Origin of the sequence: Fundidesulfovibrio terrae (assembly GCF_022808915.1) — a bacterium.
Lineage (GTDB): Bacteria > Desulfobacterota > Desulfovibrionia > Desulfovibrionales > Desulfovibrionaceae > Fundidesulfovibrio > Fundidesulfovibrio terrae.
Genome location: NZ_JAKZFS010000005.1, coordinates 313,947 through 332,980, shown reverse-complemented (window position 1 = coordinate 332,980; position 19,034 = coordinate 313,947). Strand labels below are relative to the sequence as shown.

Genomic DNA, 19,034 nt, shown 5'->3' with positions numbered 1-19,034 from the left:
GCCGGACATAAAACGGGGCTAAGCATCGCGCATGCGCGGTCTCGTCCCGGTGAACCATCGTGTAGGCATGCTTTCAAAACATACTGCCTCTCTAATAATTCGCGTATAAAAGAAGTTGCATCGAAAACACCAGGTAGAAACGACAATGCAACTTCATTCAGTCTTGTCGATTGGCGCGTGTAGCAGGTTACTGCGGTAAAGTTAATTTCATTATTGAAATACAATAGAGATGATAACAGTTTGTGTCGCGTTTGATTGAAACGGCCGGAGGTCGAAGGCCGGAGAGGAAGTCGGGTTGAAATTATTTGCGCCGAAGCGGTAATTCGGCGTAAGGAAAACGGAAGGTGGTTTTTGTTCCTTCCACCGGGTCTCGCAAAACTTGCTGGAGGTGCACTGTGGCATACAAACGCTCAATGATGCTGGCGGTTGTCCTGGGGGCCTTTCTCCTGGCCCATCCCGGAACCGCCAAGGCGCAAACCTACTCCTTTCCCGTGATCACCGGCGAACACTGGATGAACGCCACCCCGCAGGAGCGGCTCTCGTTCATTGCCGGGATGACCACCATGATCGAACTGGAAAAGGAGGTTCAGGGGGCCACTCCCCCGGCGGACCAGAAAAGCCTGATCCCTGCCTGGGTGAGCGGCCTGTCGCGCTTCAAGCTCAAGGAGATCGTGGACGAGCTGGACAAGGTGTTCAAGCTGAAGCCTGAACTCAAAACGAAACCCGTGGTGGAAGTGCTCTGGTACGAAGTGGCCTTCCCCATAACCGACAAGAAGTAGGTGCCATCATGAGCAAGACACTCACTGCGGGCGTCCTCGCCTGTTCGCTGCTGCTCACGGGCGCGTGCACCAACATGACCAAGACGCAGCAGGGCGCGCTCAGCGGAGGAGCCATCGGAGCGGGCGCGGGCGCGGGGATAGCCGCCATATCGGGCGGATACGTGGGCGTGGGCGCGGCCATCGGCGGTGCCCTGGGAGCTGTGGCCGGAGGGCTTTACGGCCACGAGCAGGAAAAGAAGAGCAAACCCAAGACGACGAAACCTCAACAATAATGAAGCGAGGCTGGCCGGGCATTGCCCGGTCAGCCTCGAAGATGCCCGATCTCCCTCCAGGCGAGTCCCAGAAGCCCGGCTCCCAAAGGTCCACCTCCCTCGGGTCGCTCCCGGCGGTTAGCTTGCCGATCGGCGGATCGCAGGTGCGACCGTCCAGATGATGGTCCTTGAGTCTCGCCGACGCATCCAGCGCCGAGAGGTCCGGCCGCGCCACGGCGCACAATTCGGACACGGCCCGTTGCAGGTCGCCGTGCAGCTCCGCCTTGCGCCAGTATCCATGCCGTTGCCCGTAGTGGAGGGAACGGTTTCAGGGCGTGAACAGCGGGTGTTGGGGGGGCGGCGGCTCGAAACGCCCGAGAAGCGACGGCGAATCGGGATCGTGGCGGGAAAGTGCCTTGCGGGCGCGGACGAAGTCCTGGGTGGCGTAGCAATAGGCGCATCCTGCCGGGCAGGCGTCGTACATGCCGATGTCCGTGCTCTTGGCGCAACGGCAGGCCGGACGCTGGCTCACGTCCCGGGATTCGGGCAGGGCCAGGGAGAAAAGCCGGTTGAGCAGGAGGGCGTCCACGCACGCGCCCGGCAAGAAACCGAGACCGGCCAGTCCGGCCTCGTCTGCGCAACTCACCGGCTCCATGCCCCGGGAACGAGCCAGTTCGGCTATGGACGTGAACATGCCCGCAAGGGCGTGCTCTTCCGGGGCAAGCAGGTGCGCACCGATCCGGGCCATGCGTGCGCGTGTCTTGCGGTAGGGTTCCATGAGGCTCACGGTGACGCGGCGGGTGGAGCCCTCCAGGGCGCGGGCCAGAATCTCGAATCCCTTCAGGTGGAAATCCGTGCCCGTTTCGCCGGTGAGCACCACCGGGTCGTAACGCCAGAGAACACGCTCCGGACCAACGGCGTCCGCGAGCCTCCTGAAAGCCTCCAGCCGCGCGGGCAGCGGCTTCATGCCCGGGTGCATGCAGGGCGGATATTCCACCAGGGTGAACTGGAAGACGAACCTGTGGCCCATTGACGCGAGTTCCTCCAGGTGGCCCAGCAGGGGGGTGGGATCGCGGGTCCAGAAGACCAAGGCGTCCACACGCTCCGGGGAGAGGTCCACCCGGAGGACCTGGCGGGAATTGAAGGGGTTGGGCACGGCGCACCATCCGGCCCTGATCCGGTTCATGAACCAGCGGGAATAGTAGGCCGGGATGTCGGCGCGCCGGGTGGCGCTCACGATCATGGCAGGCGGACCGGCAAGCGTCCCGTGAAGGGGATGCGTCCGGACAGGGCGGCCGAGAGCGCCTGCACGCTGACCGGCACGTCGCCGTACGTGGCCACGGAGGCGGGGGCGTCCGGGAAGAGGGACAGGTCGTAGGGCGCGCCCAGGGCCACGTGGATGACCCCCTGGGGCTTCATGGCCAGCAAGGTGCGAACGAGGCCCTGCTGGGCGGGATTGCGCGCGGCGTCGTAGGTGATGACCACCACCTTGTCCACGATTCCGGCCGCTTCCACCGCGTTGCGGAAATCCTGCGAGGAAGGCTCGCGATCGGTGCGCAGGAGGGCCGCGCCGGGCGGCAGTCCGAGCATGTCCACGGGGTCGTTCGGCGTGCGCTGGGGCCAGACCACCAGGATGCGGTCCTTGGACCTGAACGGCAGGAGCTTCAGGCGGTCATGGAGCAGGGTGACGCTGTCCTGGGCGATGGCCAGGGCGGCCTGGAGGTTTTCCGGGTTGCCCACTTGGAAGGGGATCTCCATGGAGCGGTCGGGGATGGCGGCTGGATCGAGAATTCCGTAGCGCTTCTTCACCTCCAGGATGCGCGCCACGGCCCTGTCGACACGGGCCATGGGCAGCTCCCCGGATTTGGCGGCGGCCACCAGGGCGTCGAACGCCTTGACCTGGTCTTCGGGTTCGTGGCCGATGTCCGCCCCGAAGAGGAGCACGTCCGCCCCGGCCTTGGCGGCCATGACCGACGCCCTGACCGTGCCCACGCCCTTGGAGAGCGCCCCCATGCCCAGAGAATCGGTGACGATGAGCCCGTCGAAGCGCATATCCTTGCGCAGCACGCCTTCCAGCACCCGGTTGGAGAGGGTGGCAGGAATATCCTTGGCCGGTTCCAGCGCGGGGACCTCCACATGGGCGGTCATCACTGCCGGGGCTTGAGCTTTGAACGCGGCCGCGAAGGGGGGGAAGTCCATGCGCTCCAAGGTCTTGCGGTCGTGGTTGGACCGGGGGAGGCCCAGGTGGGAGTCGACGTTGGTGTCGCCGTGTCCCGGGAAATGCTTGGGCGTGCAGATCATGCGCAGTCGGACGAATTCCTCCACCATGGCCGCGGTGAGGCGCGAGACCACGTTGGGGTCGGAGCCGAAGGACCGGATGCCGATGATGGGGTTGTCAGGGTTGGAATTGACGTCGGCCACTGGGGAGAAATCGAGGTTGAACCCCAGCACAGAAAGCTCCGATGCCAGGATGCGGGCCATGGCTTTGGCGTGCTCACGGTTGCCGGTGGCGGCCACGGCCATCTGGCTGGGAAACACCGTGACTCCCTGGCGCAAGCGGTTGACCGGGCCGCCTTCCTGGTCCACGCCCACAAACAGGCCCACCCCGCGCTGCAGTCGGGCCGCTTCTGCCTGGATGGAAGCGTTCAGTGCGGCCACTTGGCGCAGATTCTCCACGTTGCCCCAGGAGGAATAGAGGATCACCCCGCCGATGCGGCGCTTGGCGATCATGTCCCCAAGCTCCGGGGACATGGCCGGGCCCTTGAAGGCCACCAGCATCATCTGGCCGATCTTTTCCTCCAGGGTCATGGAGGCAAGGAGCTTGTCCACGGTAGGATCGGCGGCCTTGGCCGGAAGTGCCGGGCTGAGCATCAGAAGCATGAGGGATAGGATGAGGGCGCGCATGCGGCGAGGATATACGATGCGCTTAAAAAGGTGAACGGGCTTGGCGTGCGGCAGGGGCGAAGTTCGATACGATTCCTCGGTCATCGGCGATAAAAAAGGGCGCGCCCTGAAGGCGCGCCCTTGGAGTCGGAATCGGTACGCGGACTAGATCATGCTCAGATCGTAGGTGTCCAGGTACATCTTCATGCGCTTGTGGGCGTCGTCGATGCGCACGCGCAGGTCCTTCTTGTACTGGGCCATGTCCAGCTTCTTGGTGGCCACGCCGGTGTCGATGGCGGCCTGGGCCACGGCGGGGGCTTCCCATTCGAGCATGCGGAAGTCCAGGGCCTTGGGCATGATGTAGTCGAGGCCGAGCTTGAGTTCCTTCACACCGTACATGTCGCAGATCTCGGAAGGAACGGGCTCCTTGGCCAGGTCGGCAATGGCCTTGGCGGCGGCCATCTTCATCTGCTCGTTGATCTTCTTGGAGCCCGCGTCAAGGGCGCCGCGGAAGATGAAGGGGAAGCCGGAGACGTTGTTGACCTGGTTGGGGAAGTCCGAACGGCCGGTGCCCATGATGGCGTCGGGGCGGGCGGCCTTGGCGTCGGGGTAGGAGATTTCGGGGTCGGGGTTGGCCATGGCGAAGATCACGGGATTCTTGGCCATCGCCTTCACCATGTCCTGGTTGACCGCGTCCTTCACGGACAGGCCCAGGAACACGTCGGCACCCTTCATGGCGTCGCCGAGGCTGGCGTATTCCTTCTTCTGGGCGTCGCCGAAGTACACCTTGGTGGCGTGCATGCCGGTGCGGCTCTTGTTGATGTGGCCGCGGGTGTCGAACATGGCGATGTTCTCGCGCTGAACGCCCATGGCCTCGTAGAGCTTGCTGCAGGCGATGGCCGCGGCGCCCGCGCCGGACACGACCACGCGCAGGTCCTCGATCTTCTTGCCAGTGATCTCGCAGGCGTTCATGAGGCCGGCGGCGGACACGATGGCCGTGCCGTGCTGGTCGTCGTGGAACACGGGGATCTCAAGGGCCTCGATGAGGGCCTGCTCGATCTCAAAGCACTCGGGGGCCTTGATGTCCTCAAGGTTGATGCCGCCGACGCCGGGTTCGAGCATCTTGCAGAAGTTGACGACCTGCTCCACGGTGGGCGCGTTGATGTTCAGGTCGTACACGTCGATGTCGGCAAAGATCTTGAACAGGAAACCCTTGCCTTCCATGACGGGCTTGCCGGCCTTGGGGCCGATGTTGCCCAGGCCGAGGACCGCCGTTCCGTTGGACACCACGGCCACCAGGTTGCCGCGGTTGGTGTACTCCCAGATCTTCTCGGCGTCGGCGTGGATTTCGCGACAGGCCGCAGCCACACCGGGGGAGTAGGCCATGGTCAGGTCGTACGCGTTGCGGAAAGGTTTGCAGGGAACCACTTCGAGCTTGCCGGTCCGCGCCGCCGAGTGGTAGCGCAGTGCATCTTCTTTGAGAGCCATAATAAGCTGTCCTCCAGAATGCGGTAAGCGGTGAAGCGGGCGAGTTGGCGAACGATTCGACTGATAGGGCACTCGGACGGATTGTGCAACATGTTTCGCGTGGCCCGGTTCTTGATCGGGAAAGGTCTGCCATGCGCACCCTGGTCATAAATTTGACCCGTTTCGGGGACCTCCTCCAGACCCAGCCGGTGTTCACCGGGCTCAAACGCCTGGGACACTCCACGGGCCTCGTGTGCCTGCGCAACTTCCAGGGCGCGGCGGCCCTGCTCCGGGACGTGGACGCGGTGCACCCCGTGGCCGGGGAGCGTTTCCTGGCCGACCTGGACCGCTCCTGGCCCGATGCCCTGGGCGGCTGCCTGGAATGGATCGACCGGGTGCGCCAAGAATTCCGTCCCGACCGGGTCATCAACCTGACCCCCTCGCTTCCCGCCAGGCTCCTGGCCAGGTCCCTAAGCGGCGGTGACGCCCTGGGCTTCGCCGTGGACGAATTCGGTTTCGGGGCCTATTCCACGGCCTGGGCCGCCTTCCTGGAGGCCACTTCCCGCCATCGCGGATCGAGCCCCTTCAACCTGGTGGACCTCTTCTTCAAGAGCGCGCACCTGGGCGACGCCCCCCGGGAATTCAGGCTGGCTGATCCGGCCCCCGAGGACGTGCGCGCCGTGGCCGGGCTGATCGCCGCCCAGACGGACGCCCCTCACGCGGGGTTCGTGGGGATGCAACTGGGGGCCAGCGCGGCCAAGCGCCAGTGGCCTGTCGCGTCTTTCGCGCGAACGGCCGGGTTTCTCTGGGAACGCCACCGCCTGCTGCCGGTGATTCTGGGCTCCAAGGACGAGCTTCCCCTGGCCGAAGAGTTCGCCAGGGCCGTTGCCGTGCCCCACGCCAGCCTGGCAGGGGCCACGGGGCTCGGGCAGCTGGGCGCGGCTGTAAGCTCGCTTCGCCTGCTGGTCACCAACGACACCGGCACCATGCACCTGGCCGCCGGGCTCAATGTGCCCATCCTGGCTATATTCCTGGCCACGGCCCAGCCGTGGGACACCGGGCCGTACCTGCCCGGCGCGCTTTGCCTGGAGCCGGACATGGACTGCCACCCGTGTCCGTTCTCGCACCAATGCTCCATCGATTTCGCCTGCCGCACGCATGTGGCCCACGAAGCGGTGTGCGCCTACCTGGATGGATTCCTGGCCTCGGGGCGCTGGCCCGGGCTGTCCGGACTCGGGGTGCGGGCCTGGGAGTGCGTGCGCTCTCCGGACGGGTTTCTGGATCTCGAATCCCGCTCCGGCCACGGCGGGGGGCAACGGGCCGTTTGGAACAGGATCCAGCGCGCCGCCTGGCGGCGGTTTCTTGACGGTGACCCCGTGGTCTTCCAGGGCGACGAGGGGGACGGCCTGCCCGAAGGCTTCCGCGCCGGAGTCCGTGCCACCCTTATTCAGGCATCGGGGCTTTTGGACGTGCTGCTCCAGCAGGCCCGGGTGCTGGCGGCCGCGCCCAGGCCCGCCATGCGCGCCAAGTTCCTGGCCACTTGGCAGCGCCTGGATTCCCTGTTCGCCTCGGACGCTTCCCTGTGCGCCCTGGCGCACCTCTGGATGCACCTCTCCCAGGCCGAAAGCCAGGATCTCGATCACTTCGTCTCCTTCGCCCAAAAGGTGTCCGGACTGGTCTCGTCCTTGTCCTCCTTGCTCGCCCCGCGGCCATAAACAACGTCTGGCACGCTCCTTGTATGTGCGTTGGTGCAGGAATTTTTTGCCACCACCGCCACATATTTTTCGAGGAGGGAGAGACATGATCGTTGTGGACGGCCGGGAAACCGGACTTCAAATCCAGAGTTTCGATAACCTGGAGCAGCTTCTCGTCAAGGTGATGGAAGACAGGTACCTCGAAGGCCGCATCGTTACCGATGTGCTGGTCAACAAGGAGCCTTTCTCCGAAATTTACCCCCATCAGGCCGAGGACGTCGAAGCCTCCGACATCGAGTCGGTGGAGATCGTGTCCATGCCCACCAGCGAAATGGCCGTGAACATCACTCGCGAGCTCTACAAGGTGGTCACCCTCATGGACCACGGCGCGCGCCGCGTGGCCGAGCTCTTCCGCAAGGCCGACGACAACGAGGCCCTGGAAGTCTACCAGGACCTCATGGACGTCACCCGCGACTTCATCGGCATGATCGGCGTGCTGCGCGGCGAGTTCAGCCTCAAGCACACCCCCAACTTCAACGAGTCCGCCGAGGAGCTCTCCAGCCTGTTCTCCGAGATGCTCGAAGTCATCGAGAACGAGGACTGGATCCTGCTCGCGGACCTGCTCGAGTTCGAGTTCATCCCCGCGGTCGAGAGATGGAAGAAGATCGTGGCCCAACTGCGCGAGGACATCAAGGAAGTTGCCCGCGCGGCTTAACTCAAGGCGGCATTTCGATGAACGACGAATTGGACATCCTGGATCGGGCCTTGGAGGCGGGGCGCATGGAGCTCTCCCAGCTGGCGCAGGGGGAGGTCGAGGAGGCCGAACGCCTGGCGCAGGAACGCCTGAACCTCATGGAAGAGGCGTGGCGCATGCGCGATCCCAAGAAGATCAGCGACCTCAAGGAGAAGCTCGTGCAGCTGCAAGGACTGCAGGGGCAGATCACGGCCGAGGCGCGACGGCTCCACGAAGCCATCAAGCGGGACCTTCTGAGAGCCAGGCAGGAGAACCAGCGCCTGACGGGATACCGTTCGTCGCTTCGAGTCTCTCCCATCGGCGGCAGGTTTATCGACAGGGCGGGCTGACACCGGCCCGGCCGTCGGGCATTACACCCGGCCTCGAGGCCGGGCGCAACCCCCTCGCGCTGCGCGCGAGGGGGTTTTCGGCTTTTTATTGCCGCCGCCCGAGTTCGTTCCGGGAAGTTTTGACTCGCCAGGGCTTGCCGTGCTAATCGTGCAGACAAGTACCGTAAACCTCCATCCCCGGGGGAAGACATGGCCGGCGACCAGGACAGCGCCTTGAGGAAATTCGTCGCTCCGGAGTTCGTGTTCGGCGAGGGCTCGTCACGGCTGGCCGCCCAGTACGCCGCCAACCTCGGGGCACGGCGTCCCATGCTGGTCACGGACCAAGGGCTCATCGCGGCCGGCTGGGCTGATAAGCTCAGGTCCCAGCTGGAAACTGCCGGGTTCGACTGCGTAGTCTACAGCCAGATCACGCCCAACCCCAAGGACTACGAGGTCATGGCCGGGGCGAAGATCTACGCGGAAAAGGGCTGCGACGCCCTGGTGGCCCTGGGCGGGGGCAGCGTGCTGGACTGCGCCAAGGGCATCGGCGTGGTCATCGCCTGTGGGGGCGACATCCTGGCCTACGAAGGGGTGGACACCGTCGAGTGCGCCCTGCCGCCCATGGTGTGCGTGCCGACCACGTCCGGCAGCTCGGCCGACGTCTCCCAGTTCGCCATCATAAGCGACACCATCCGCAAGGTGAAGATCGCCCTGGTGAGCAAGATGCTGGTGCCCGACGTGTCCCTGCTGGACCCCCTGCTGACCACCACCATGAGCGCCGCGCTCACCGCCGAGACCGGTGTCGACGCCCTGACCCATTCAATCGAGGCGTATGTGTCCAACGCCAGTTCGCCCGTGACCGACCTCTTCGCCCTGGAGGCCATGCGGCTGGTGCGCGGGTATCTGGTCCGGGCCGTGCGCGTAGCTGGGGACATCGAGGCGCGGTCCAAGATGTGCCTGGCCAGCCTGGACGCGGGCCTGGCCTTCTCCAACGCAATCCTTGGGGCAGTGCACGGCATGGCCCACAGCCTGGGCGGAAGCCTGGACCTGCCCCACGGGGAATGCAACGCCATCCTGCTGGGGCCGGTGATTGCCTACAACTTCTCCTCAGCGCCAGAACGCTACCGCGAGGTGGCCCGGGCGCTCGGCTGCGTCGTGGACGGCGCTCCGGACGGCGAGGTCCGGGACTGCCTCCTGGCGGCCATCGGGCAGCTCCGGGTGGACGTGGGCATCACCCGGAACCTGGCGGACCTGGGCGTGACCCGCGCCGACATTCCGCACCTGGCCGAACTGGCCATGCAGGACCCCTGCCTGCTCACCAATCCGCGCAAGCCGACCCAGGCGGATATCGAGGCGATCTATGAAGCGGCCCTCTGAGGGCGGTCCTGACGACGGCGAAGAGCACGGCGGCCTTCGCGACAAGCTCATGGGGCTCGGAGAGCGCTCCGTGCGCAAGACCTATTATCCGGAGCTGCGCAAGCGCATGGAGGAGCTGGAGCGTTTCCGCACGCTTCTCGACAGCGCGGGCGATCTCATCTTCGTGGTCGAGGCCGAATCCGGCCGCATCCTGGACGCCAACGAAACCGCCTGGAGAAAGACCGGAACCGAGCGCGAAAAGCTCCTGGGTACGAGCATCCAGGACCTCCTCTCGCCGGACGAGGCGTCCGAGGCGGCCCGACTGCTTTCCTGCGAGGCCGCCACGTCGGACGACCAGGTCTTCCACCTGCCCCTGGCCGGGGGAGGGCGTTTCCCGGCCGGGATCACCGTCAACGTCCTGGGGATGAACAACCGCTCCATGGCCGTGGTGGTGGCCCGGGACGTGACCGCGCGCATTGAGGCCCAACGGGACATGGCCCGCGCATGGGGGTATCTGCGCTCCATCGTGGACGCCATGCCCTCCATCCTGGTGGGGGTGAACGACCGCCTGGAAATCACCCTGTTGAACGCCCTCGGGGCCGACATGGCCGGAGTGGCTCCGGAATCGGCCCGGGGCATGACCCTGGCCAGTGTCCTGCCTTGGCTGCCGGACCTCGGCCCGGCGCTGGCCGGGGCGATGGCGGACAACCGGCCGCGAACGCTGCGCAAGCTCCCGGGCAAGGACCCGGGCGTGGCGAAATGGTACGACGCCACCGTGTTCCCCCTGGGCCAGGGGCGGGGCGAGGCCGTGGCCCGCATCGACGACGTGAGCGCGCGCGTGCGTATGGAGGAGGTCCTCATGCAGACGGAGAAGATGCTCTCCGTCGGCGCGCTGGCGGCGGGCATGGCCCACGAGATCAACAACCCCCTGGCCGGAATCCTCCAGGGCGTGCAGTCGGTGCTGCGCCGTTTCGCCCCGGACCTGGAAGCCAACCGCAAGGCCGCAGCCAGCACCGGCCTCGACCTGGACGTGCTGGCGGCCTACATGGAGCAGCGGGAGATTCCCTCAATGCTGCATTCCATTCAGGAATCAGGCGTGCGTGCTGCGCGCATCGTGAGCAACATCCTTGAGTTCAGCCGCCGCTCGGACCTGAGCAAGGCCCAGGTGCCGCTGTCGCAGATGGTGGACAAGGCCCTGGAGCTGGCCCTGAGCGAATTCGATATCAAGAAGAAATACGATTTCCGCCATATACGCATCACCCGCCAGGACGATCCGGTCCTGCCCTCGGTATGGTGCGTGCCCACCCAGATCGAACAGGTCATCCTGAACCTGATCAAGAACGCCGCCCAGGCCCTGTCCGCCAGCGGCACCCCCGAACCGGCCATCACCATCCGCACCGGATTGTGCGACGGACTGGCCTGCATCGAGGTTGAGGACAACGGCCCCGGCATGGACGACGCCACCCGGGAGCGCGTGTTCGAGCCCTTCTTCACCACCAAAGGGCCCGGCGAAGGCACCGGGCTCGGACTTTCCGTGGTGTACTACATCGTAGTGGAACAGCACGAGGGCAGGGTGGGGGTGCGTTCCGCGCCGGGGGAGGGCACCACGGTGAGCGTCAAGCTCCCGTTGAACGGCCGTCCGGCCCGGGAAAAACGGGCCTGAAGACCGGGGCTTTCCTTTTTGCCCGAACTATCTTAAAGAAGACCCCTTTGTCCGCATCCCCATATCTCTTGAGGAGCCATGTCCCATGGATTATACCGTTACTGAAGTGTCCCCGGTCGAGACCAAGATCGAGGTAAAGGTTCCCGCCGAGGAGATCAACGCCTCCCTGGCCGCCACCACGGCCATCTACCGCCAGAACCTGGACCTGCGCGGCTTCCGCAAGGGGAAGGTGCCCTCCAGCATCGTTGAATCCAAGTTCCGCACCCAGATTCTTCGCGAGGCCGCCAATGATCTCATGAACGTGCACATCAACGAGATCATGTCCAACCTCAAGTACCTGGCCATCGCCAAGCTCGACGTGAGCCCCGTGGAACTGGAGAAGGACAAGGCCATCGATTACGTCGTCACCTTCGAGCACTGCCCTGACTTCGCCCTGCCCGAGTACAAGGGCTTGGAGATCGAGGAAGAGGAAGCCCTGGCCAGCGAGGAAGAGGTTTCCCAGGTCATCGAGCGCATCCGGGGCAACCTGGCCGAACTCACCGTGGTGCGCGAAGCCCGCCTGCCCAAGGACGGGGACGTGGCCGTGGTCAGCTTCAGCGCTACCGAGAACGGCGAGCCCATTCCGGGCGTGCGCGCCGAGAATTTCCAGCTGTCGCTGGGCGAGGGCCAGGCCCTGCCCGACTTCGAGAATCTGGTGAAGGCCACCATGCCCGGCGCCGACAACACCGGCAAGATGAGCTTCCCCGCCGACTTCATCAACCAGGAGCTGGCCGGCAAGACCGTGGACATGAGCATCACCGTCCACGTCATCAAGGAAAAGGAGCTTCCCCCGGTGGACGACGAGCTGGCCAAGAAGGCCGGCAGCTTCGAGAGCCTGGAAAAGCTCAAGGAGGCCATCTCGCGCTCCTACGTGCAAAGCCGCCAGCAGCTCTACAAGGCCGCCGCCCAGAAGAAGCTCCTGGACGGGCTTCTGGAGAAGGTCGACTTCCCCCTGCCCCCCGCCCTGCTTGAAGAGCAGATGAACATCCTGACCCAGGACGCCAAGAACAAGATCGAGCGCCAGGGCAAGGCCCCCGAGGCCTTGGGCAAGACCGACGAGGAACTGCGCAAGGAATTCGAGCCCAAGGCCCAGGAGATCGTCAAGGCCCAGCTCTTCCTGCTCAAGCTCTCCGACGCCGAGAAGATCGAGACCACTCCCCAGGAGATGGACGCCTACTTCATGCAGGTGGCCTCCCGTACCGGGCAGGACGTTCTTGCCGTGAAGCAGCACTACGAGCAAAACGGCCTGGTCATCCCCGTGCGCGACAAGCTCCTGGCGGACAAGGCCATGGAATTCATCTATTCCAAGGCCAAGGTGACCAAGGTTCCGGCCAAGGAAGTTCCGGCCGAAGCCTAGCCGTCACGGTCCGCGGCCGCGAGCGGCCCGGCTGCTCATGTATGCGATCCGCCGGGACGGGCCATGGCCTGTCCCGGCGTTTCCCGTCGCAGGCCCGCAAGCGCGGCCTTGTTTTTCATCGCGTGTTGGGTCAATGTCGAATCTGGCGCGGGGCATGCCCCCGGCGCACGGTTCAATTTCAGCCAAGGAGTATAAGGGTGCACGCCCAGATACCTATCGTCATCGAAACCACGGGGCGCACCGAGCGCGCCTACGACATCTACTCGCGCCTGCTCAAGGACCGCATCATCCTTTTGGGCACGCCCGTGGACGACCATGTGGCCAACGTGATCTGCGCCCAGCTCCTCTTCCTGGAGTCCGAGGACCCCAAGAAGGAAATCTCCATCTACATCAACTCGCCCGGTGGTTCGGTCACGGCGGGGCTGGCCATCTACGACACCATCCAGTTCATCTCCTGCCCGGTGTCCACCCTCTGCATGGGACAGGCCGCCAGCATGGGCGCGCTGCTTCTGGCAGCAGGAGAAAAGGGCATGCGCCACGCCCTGCCCAACGCCCGGATCATGATCCACCAGCCCATGGGCGGCTTCCAGGGTCAAGCCACGGATATTGACATTCACGCCCGCGAGATTATCCGCATGAGGGAAAGGCTCAACGAAATCCTGGCCAAGCACACTGGCACGGATATTGAAAAAATCCGTGACGACACGGAACGCGATTACTTCATGACCCCCGATGAAGCCGTGAAATACGGCCTGATCGACAAGGTCATCACGTCCCGCCAGTCCCAGGAAGAAGAGACCAAATAGCGCGGATTCGCAATGCGGCGGCAATTTCTGCCCCCGCGCGACATCAGGGAAGATGACATGACCAAAAAGAAGACCCCCGTCTCCTCCGATCTTTGCTGTTCCTTCTGCGGCAAGAACCAGGACGAGGTGCAGCGCCTCATCGCCGGACCGGACGTCTACATCTGCGACGAGTGCGTTTCGCTGTGCAACGAGATCATCGCCCAGGAGAGCCTGAACGAGGAAGTGGAGGACGGAAAGCTCCTTCCCCCTGCCGAGATCAAGCGCCTGCTCGACGACTACGTCATCGGACAGGACCAGGCCAAGAAGATCCTGGCCGTGGCCGTGCACAACCACTACAAGCGCGTGTTCTACTCCGGCGGAGCCAAGGACGGCGACGTGGAGCTGGACAAGTCCAACATCCTGCTCATCGGCCCAACCGGCTCGGGCAAGACGCTTTTGGCCCAGACCCTGGCGCGCATCCTCAAGGTGCCCTTCGCCATCGCCGACGCCACCACTCTCACCGAGGCCGGTTACGTGGGCGAGGACGTGGAGAACATCCTGGTCCAGCTGCTGCAGAACGCCGACTACGACATCGAGGCCGCGTCCAAGGGCATCATCTACATCGACGAGATCGACAAGATCGCCCGCAAGTCCGATAGCCCGTCCATCACCCGCGACGTGTCCGGCGAAGGCGTGCAGCAGGCGCTTCTCAAAATCATCGAGGGCACCGAGGCGAATATTCCACCGAAAGGCGGGCGCAAGCACCCCCAGCAGGAGTTCATCCGGCTCAACACCGCCAACATCTTGTTCATCGTGGGCGGCGCGTTCATCGGCCTGGAGAAGCTTGTGCAGCAGCGCAACCGGGGCACCGCCCTGGGCTTCGGCGCCAAGATGGAAGGCCCGCGCGAGGACGACATGTCCAAGCTGCTGGCCCAGGCCCATCCGTCCGACCTGGTGAAGTTCGGCCTCATCCCCGAGTTCGTGGGACGCATCCCCATCATCACCTCGCTCACGGAGCTCTCCGAGGAGGACCTGATCCGCATCCTCACCGAGCCCAAGAACGCGTTGGTGAAGCAGTACATGAAGCTCTTCGAGCTGGACAAGGTGCGCCTGCGCTTCACCTCCAACGCCCTGGCGGCCATCGCGCGCAAGTCCATCGAACGCAAGACCGGTGCGCGCGGCCTGCGCAACGTCATGGAGAACATCATGCTGGACATCATGTACCAGCTGCCGTCTCTCACCGGCGTCACCGAGTGCGTGATCAACAAGGCCGTGGTGGAAAAGGGGCAGGACCCGCTGCTCTTCTACCAGCAGGAAGTGAAGACCGCCTAAGCGGCGCTTCGCCCATAAGCAATTGAAAAGCCCCCTTCCGGCGACGGAAGGGGGCTTTTTTTCGGAATTTCGCTTGGGGGCATGCTTGCGCATGCGCAAAACCGGAAGCCGCCGATCCTAAGGCGGGAGCGACGGCTTCTATCGGAAATCGGTGCGTTCGACGGGAGTGCCGAATCGTCTGGATGCTAGTCGTACTTCACGGAGCTGAACTTCATGAGCTTGTCCCAGGTGTGGTGGGACTCGATGCGCCGCATGGTGCCCGTTTTGCCGCGCAGCACCAGCGAGTGCGTCACGGCTCCGGTTCCGGTGAAGGAGACGCCCTCCAGCCAGGTGCCGCCGGAGATGCCCGTGGCCGCGAAGAAGGTGTCGTGGCTTGCCACCAGTTCCTCGGCGGTGAGCACCCGATTGAGGTCGTAGCCCGCGTCCAGCAGGCCCTTGCGCTCCTCGTCGGACTGCGGGTCGAGCCGCGCCAGCATCTGGCCGCCCACGGCGCGGATGGCGCAGGCCGAGAGCACGCCCTCGGGGGTGCCGCCAGTGCCCATCATCACGTCCACCATGTCCTTGGGGTCCAGGGCCATGAGAGAACCGGCCACGTCGCCGTCGGTGTGCAGCTGGATGCGCGCCCCGGCGGCGCGGATGTCCTCGATGAGTTTCTTGTGGCGGGGCTTGTCCAGCACGAAGACCACCAGGTCGTCCACGTCCTTGCCCAGGGCCCTGGCCACCTTGAGGAGGTTGTCGGCCACGGGGGCGTCCAGGTCCACGGCGTCGCGCGCCTGCGAGGGCACCACCAGCTTCTGCATGTAGAAGCTGGGGCCGGGATCGAACATGGAGCCCTTGGGGGCCACGCCCACCACGGAGATGGCGTTGGGGCGGCCGTAGGCCAGCAGGCGGGTGCCTTCCACCGGGTCCACGGCCACGTCCATGGCCGGGCCGGTTCCGGAGCCCACGTCCTCGCCGTTGAAGAGCATGGGGGCCTCGTCCTTCTCGCCTTCGCCGATGACGATGACGCCCGTGATGTTGATGGTGTTGAAGGAGAGGCGCATGGCGTCCACGGCGGCCTGGTCGCCGGAGTTCTTGTCGCCCTTGCCGAGCCAGCGGGCGCTGGACAGCGCGGCGGCTTCGGTGACGCGGACGAGATCGAGTGCGAGGTTGCGGTCGGGAGCTTCCATGTTGCCTCCGGAGAAAATTGGTCCGGGGAAACTAGAGAAAAACAACGGCCGCGTAAAGACCGAACGGGCGGGCATCCCATGGGGGTGTCCGCCCGTCCGCATGCGTCGGCGCTGATGCAGCCGACGATATGGCAAAGGGAAACTACTTGGCGCGGAAGGTGATGCGTCCCTTGGTGAGGTCGTAGGGGGACATCATCACCTTCACCGAATCGCCGGGAAGAATCTTGATCCGGAATTTGCGCATCTTGCCGCAAAGATAGGCCAGAACCATCTGACCCGTTTCCAGTTGTACCTGGAACATGGTGCCGGGCAGCGCTTCCTGCACCACTCCGGCTATTTCAATGCCGTCGTCTTTAGCCATCGGAACACCTCCGGCTGTACATGTGAAAAAAAAGAGCCCCATCCCAAAAGGGATGGGGCTCTTGAATGGACTGTCTCGCTGGAATTACCAGGGACGACGGCCGCCGCCGCCACCGGAACGGTTATTGTCGAAAGAACGGCGGGGACGCTCCTGAGCTTCGTTGATCTTCAGGTTGCGGCCCATGAAGCTCTGGCCGTCCAGGGCTTCGATGGCGGCAAGGGCACCTTCGTCGTTCATCTCGACGAAGCCGAAGCCACGCAGGCGGCCGGTCTCACGATCGGTGATCAGGGCCACGGAGATCACCTCGCCGTAGGGAGCGAAGTAGTCGCGGACGTCGTCTTCGGAGGCGGAGAAGGGCAGATTGCCGACATACAGTTTCTTAGCCATGTGCATAGACTCCAAAATGGTATTTGGCATTCATTCTTATCAAATTGGAGCGAAGCACACGCTTGACCCAACACTCAACAAGACCGATGCCGTTTGCAGAGGGAAAGTAAATGCATTTCGGGAAAGGTCAAGTGAAAAAAGAGCAATCCCGAAAAAAAATCAAAAAAAATTTGAGGCGGGACGGAAAATACGCCCGAACGGCTTTGTTGCGTGCAATTCCGGAGGGTTCGGGCAAGGAAAAAGCATGGAAAACTCCACGCCCCCGGAGCGTGCCATGTTCCCGTCATCCCCAATCAAACCGGGATGGTCTAGTAAAGGCGATGCAATAGGCCAAAATTGCATGGAAAAGCCTGCAATCCACAGAGGCCGCCAGCACCGCCAAAGACAGACCACGAGAAAGTCCCCGTCCTGGGTCAGGACGGGGACTTGTCGAATCGCGGATACCGGAGCCTAGCCGCCAAGGGCGATGCGTTCGCGCACCAGCTTGATCAGGTTCTCGGCGGTGAAGCCGTACTTCTCGGCCAGCAGGTCCGCCGGAGCGGAGTCCCCGAAGTGGGTGATGCCGAGCACCAGGCTGCCGCATCCCACGTATTTGTACCACAGCTCGGGGCGTCCGGCCTCCACGGCCACGCGGCAGATGCATTCGGGCGGCAGGACCTCGTCCTTGTAGAGCTGGGGTTGCTCGTCGAAGAGCTCCATGCAGCACATGTTCACCACGCGCACCTTGCGCTCGGTCAGGGCTTCGGCGGCGGCCAGGGCCATGGGCACCTCGGAGCCGGAAGCCAGGATGATGAGGTCGGGCTTGCCGCCGGGCGCGTCACGCAGGATGTAGCCGCCCTTCTTCGCGCCTTCGAGCACCGCCGGGTAGGCCGTGGGGTCCATGACCGGCAGGTTCTGGCGCGAGAGCATCATGCAGGTGGGACGGCTGGTCTGCTTCAGCGCCGTTTCCAGGCACAGGGCGGTCTCGCGGGCGTCGGCCGGGCGCATCACCAGCATGTTGGGGATCAGCCGCAGGGCGCTGACGTGCTCGATAGGCTGGTGGGTGGGGCCGTCCTCGCCCAGGTGGAAGGAGTCGTGGGTGAAGATGTGCAGCGCGGGCAGGTGCTGCAGGGCGGACATGCGAAGCGCGTTGCGCTCGTAGTCCGAGAAGGTCAGGAAGGTGGCGCCGAAGGGAACCAGCCCGCCGTGCAGGGCGATGCCGTTGACGATGGCCCCCATGGGGAATTCGCGCACGCCGAAGGACAGGTTGCGGCCCAGGGGCTCGCAGGAGCTGAAATTGCCCACCTTGTCGCGGAACTTGGCGGTCATGTTGGAGGGGTCCAGGTCGGCCGATCCGCCCACGAGGATGGGCAGCTGGTCGATGAGGGCCTCCAGGCACTTGCCCCAGGCGGAGCGGGTGGCGATCTTGGTTCCGGACTCGAAGGCCGGCCAGGAGAAGGAGCGGTTGCCGGGGTTGCGTTTCACGGTGCGCCAGAGGTCCTGGAATGCCTGGTCCTTGTCGAGCTTGGCCTCGAAGGTCTTGTTCCACCCGGCGGCCATGGCCCGCAGTTCGGGGACGCGGGCGCGGAAGGCTTCCACGGCCTCTTCAGGCAGGTAGAAGGACTTGTCCTCGGGCAGGCCGAGCTTCTTCTTGGTGGCGGCTATCTCCTCGGCGGGCAGGGGCGAGCCGTGGGTTTCGAAGTCGCCCTCGCGGGTGGCCGTGCCCTTGGCGATGACGGTGTGGCCGATGATGAGCGTGGGGCGCTTGGTTTCGGCCTTGGCCTGGGCGATGGCCTTGCGGATGGCCTCGTGGTCGTGGCCGTCGATCTCGATCACGTGCCAGCACAGGCCCTCGAAGACGGTCTTGTAGTTGGCGCAGTCGCAGACCTTGGTGGGGCCGGAGAGCTGTATTTGGTTGGCGTCGTACAGGACGATCAGCTTGCCCAGGCCCCAGCGTCCGGCCAGGGAGGCGCTGCCCAGGGCCACGGGCTCCTGGAGGTCGCCGTCGGAGGCCAGGGCGTAGGTGAAGTGCTCGCAGATGTCCTGTCCCAGGCGGGCGCGCAGCATGCACTCGGCGGTGGCCATGCCCACGGCCATGGAGAAGCCCTGGCCCAGGGGGCCGGTGGTGGCTTCGACGCCGGGGGTGACGTGCACCTCCGGGTGGCCCGGCGTGCGGGATTTCCACTGGCGGAACGCCTTGAGGTCGTCCATGGTCAGAAGGCCCCGGAAGGCCAGCAGGGCGTAGAGCAGGGCGGACTCGTGCCCGGCGGAGAGCACGAAGCGGTCCCGGTTGAACCACTCGGCGTCGTCGGGCGAATAGTTGAGGAACTCCTTGAAAAGGACGTAGGCCATGTCGGCCGAAGACATTGGCCCGCCGGGATGGCCGGAATTGGCCTTGCGGGACTGGTCCATGATGAGGCCCTTGATGACGTTGACCGCCAGGCGGTCCTTCTCGATGATCGCGGACATG

17 protein-coding genes are annotated in these 19,034 nt (G+C 64.5%); 10 read left to right on the top strand and 7 right to left on the bottom strand.

The genetic code is table 11. The features are described from left to right. The first annotated feature begins 395 nt into the window (after positions 1-395). Together ML540_RS16210 and ML540_RS16205 are read left to right on the top strand one after the other, a co-directional pair. Complete coding sequence (locus ML540_RS16210; RefSeq protein ID WP_243363675.1) at positions 396-779, top strand: hypothetical protein; 384 nt, start codon at positions 396-398, stop codon at positions 777-779. Positions 780-787: 8 nt separating this feature from the next. Further along, complete coding sequence (locus tag ML540_RS16205) at positions 788-1,051, top strand: glycine zipper domain-containing protein (protein WP_243363672.1); 264 nt, start codon at positions 788-790, stop codon at positions 1,049-1,051. Positions 1,052-1,358: 307 nt separating this feature from the next. On the opposite strand, the gene ML540_RS16200 is transcribed toward ML540_RS16205, so the two are convergent. The 3 genes from ML540_RS16200 to ML540_RS16190 form a co-directional block, all read right to left on the bottom strand. Beyond that, positions 1,359-2,273 carry a DUF1848 domain-containing protein gene (locus ML540_RS16200; RefSeq protein WP_243363669.1) on the bottom strand — a complete coding sequence of 305 codons (915 nt, stop codon included), beginning with the start codon at positions 2,271-2,273 and terminating at the stop codon, positions 1,359-1,361. Further along, complete coding sequence (locus tag ML540_RS16195) at positions 2,270-3,934, bottom strand: glycoside hydrolase family 3 protein (protein WP_243363665.1); 1,665 nt, start codon at positions 3,932-3,934, stop codon at positions 2,270-2,272. The genes ML540_RS16200 and ML540_RS16195 overlap by 4 nt, the downstream gene beginning before the upstream one ends. Before the next feature lie 144 nt (positions 3,935-4,078). Beyond that, positions 4,079-5,401, bottom strand: coding sequence for a malic enzyme-like NAD(P)-binding protein (locus tag ML540_RS16190; protein WP_243363662.1), 1,323 nt, complete (start codon positions 5,399-5,401; stop codon positions 4,079-4,081). A 131-nt stretch (positions 5,402-5,532) separates the two neighbouring features. On the opposite strand from ML540_RS16190, the gene ML540_RS16185 reads away from it, so the two are divergent. From ML540_RS16185 to clpX, 8 genes are all read left to right on the top strand, one after another. Continuing rightward, the gene (locus ML540_RS16185) at positions 5,533-7,095 is read left to right on the top strand and encodes a glycosyltransferase family 9 protein (protein WP_243363660.1); all 1,563 of its coding nucleotides are present in this window, start codon (positions 5,533-5,535) and stop codon (positions 7,093-7,095) included. Between the two features lie 85 nt (positions 7,096-7,180). Next, complete coding sequence (locus ML540_RS16180) at positions 7,181-7,789, top strand: DUF8043 domain-containing protein (protein ID WP_243363658.1); 609 nt, start codon at positions 7,181-7,183, stop codon at positions 7,787-7,789. Between the two features lie 17 nt (positions 7,790-7,806). Next, positions 7,807-8,157, top strand: coding sequence for a hypothetical protein (locus tag ML540_RS16175; protein ID WP_243363655.1), 351 nt, complete (start codon positions 7,807-7,809; stop codon positions 8,155-8,157). Positions 8,158-8,346: 189 nt separating this feature from the next. Further along, positions 8,347-9,513 carry an alcohol dehydrogenase-like regulatory protein ErcA gene (gene ercA, locus ML540_RS16170; protein WP_243363652.1) on the top strand — a complete coding sequence of 389 codons (1,167 nt, stop codon included), beginning with the start codon at positions 8,347-8,349 and terminating at the stop codon, positions 9,511-9,513. Then, the gene (locus ML540_RS16165) at positions 9,497-11,155 is read left to right on the top strand and encodes a PAS domain-containing sensor histidine kinase (protein ID WP_243363642.1); all 1,659 of its coding nucleotides are present in this window, start codon (positions 9,497-9,499) and stop codon (positions 11,153-11,155) included. Before ercA ends, ML540_RS16165 begins: the two co-directional genes overlap by 17 nt. 85 nt (positions 11,156-11,240) lie before the next feature. Beyond that, positions 11,241-12,551: a trigger factor gene (gene tig / locus ML540_RS16160; RefSeq protein WP_243363639.1), complete on the top strand. Its 1,311-nt coding sequence runs from the start codon at positions 11,241-11,243 to the stop codon at positions 12,549-12,551. A 197-nt stretch (positions 12,552-12,748) separates the two neighbouring features. Beyond that, on the top strand, positions 12,749-13,357 hold the full coding sequence (gene clpP, locus ML540_RS16155; RefSeq protein ID WP_341482670.1) for an ATP-dependent Clp endopeptidase proteolytic subunit ClpP: 609 nt from the start codon (positions 12,749-12,751) through the stop codon (positions 13,355-13,357). A 57-nt stretch (positions 13,358-13,414) separates the two neighbouring features. Further along, on the top strand, positions 13,415-14,668 hold the full coding sequence (gene clpX, locus ML540_RS16150) for an ATP-dependent Clp protease ATP-binding subunit ClpX (RefSeq protein ID WP_243363629.1): 1,254 nt from the start codon (positions 13,415-13,417) through the stop codon (positions 14,666-14,668). 185 nt (positions 14,669-14,853) lie between these two features. Here clpX and glpX read toward each other — a convergent pair whose 3' ends face one another. The 4 genes from glpX to tkt form a co-directional block, all read right to left on the bottom strand. Further along, on the bottom strand, positions 14,854-15,837 hold the full coding sequence (glpX, locus tag ML540_RS16145; protein ID WP_243363621.1) for a class II fructose-bisphosphatase: 984 nt from the start codon (positions 15,835-15,837) through the stop codon (positions 14,854-14,856). Positions 15,838-15,979: 142 nt separating this feature from the next. Then, positions 15,980-16,198, bottom strand: coding sequence for a translation initiation factor IF-1 (gene infA, locus ML540_RS16140; protein ID WP_243363611.1), 219 nt, complete (start codon positions 16,196-16,198; stop codon positions 15,980-15,982). An 84-nt stretch (positions 16,199-16,282) separates the two neighbouring features. Next, positions 16,283-16,585: an RNA recognition motif domain-containing protein gene (locus ML540_RS16135; protein WP_243363608.1), complete on the bottom strand. Its 303-nt coding sequence runs from the start codon at positions 16,583-16,585 to the stop codon at positions 16,283-16,285. A 450-nt stretch (positions 16,586-17,035) separates the two neighbouring features. Continuing rightward, positions 17,036-19,033, bottom strand: a complete 1,998-nt coding sequence (tkt, locus tag ML540_RS16130) for a transketolase (RefSeq protein ID WP_243363605.1) — start codon at positions 19,031-19,033, stop codon at positions 17,036-17,038. Position 19,034: the final 1 nt, after the last annotated feature.

What these genes read in the sequence shown, in the direction of transcription:
- ML540_RS16205 (WP_243363672.1), top strand. Translation starts at nt 788, where the DNA reads ATGAGCAAGACACTCACTGCGGGCGTCCTCGCCTGTTCGCTGCTGCTC.
- ML540_RS16200 (WP_243363669.1), bottom strand. Translation starts at nt 2,273, where the DNA reads ATGATCGTGAGCGCCACCCGGCGCGCCGACATCCCGGCCTACTATTCC.
- ML540_RS16195 (WP_243363665.1), bottom strand. Translation starts at nt 3,934, where the DNA reads ATGCGCGCCCTCATCCTATCCCTCATGCTTCTGATGCTCAGCCCGGCA.
- ML540_RS16190 (WP_243363662.1), bottom strand. Translation starts at nt 5,401, where the DNA reads ATGGCTCTCAAAGAAGATGCACTGCGCTACCACTCGGCGGCGCGGACC.
- ML540_RS16185 (WP_243363660.1), top strand. Translation starts at nt 5,533, where the DNA reads ATGCGCACCCTGGTCATAAATTTGACCCGTTTCGGGGACCTCCTCCAG.
- ML540_RS16180 (WP_243363658.1), top strand. Translation starts at nt 7,181, where the DNA reads ATGATCGTTGTGGACGGCCGGGAAACCGGACTTCAAATCCAGAGTTTC.
- ML540_RS16175 (WP_243363655.1), top strand. Translation starts at nt 7,807, where the DNA reads ATGAACGACGAATTGGACATCCTGGATCGGGCCTTGGAGGCGGGGCGC.
- ercA (WP_243363652.1), top strand. Translation starts at nt 8,347, where the DNA reads ATGGCCGGCGACCAGGACAGCGCCTTGAGGAAATTCGTCGCTCCGGAG.
- ML540_RS16165 (WP_243363642.1), top strand. Translation starts at nt 9,497, where the DNA reads ATGAAGCGGCCCTCTGAGGGCGGTCCTGACGACGGCGAAGAGCACGGC.
- tig (WP_243363639.1), top strand. Translation starts at nt 11,241, where the DNA reads ATGGATTATACCGTTACTGAAGTGTCCCCGGTCGAGACCAAGATCGAG.
- clpX (WP_243363629.1), top strand. Translation starts at nt 13,415, where the DNA reads ATGACCAAAAAGAAGACCCCCGTCTCCTCCGATCTTTGCTGTTCCTTC.
- glpX (WP_243363621.1), bottom strand. Translation starts at nt 15,837, where the DNA reads ATGGAAGCTCCCGACCGCAACCTCGCACTCGATCTCGTCCGCGTCACC.
- infA (WP_243363611.1), bottom strand. Translation starts at nt 16,198, where the DNA reads ATGGCTAAAGACGACGGCATTGAAATAGCCGGAGTGGTGCAGGAAGCG.
- ML540_RS16135 (WP_243363608.1), bottom strand. Translation starts at nt 16,585, where the DNA reads ATGGCTAAGAAACTGTATGTCGGCAATCTGCCCTTCTCCGCCTCCGAA.
- tkt (WP_243363605.1), bottom strand. Translation starts at nt 19,033, where the DNA reads ATGTCCGCGATCATCGAGAAGGACCGCCTGGCGGTCAACGTCATCAAG.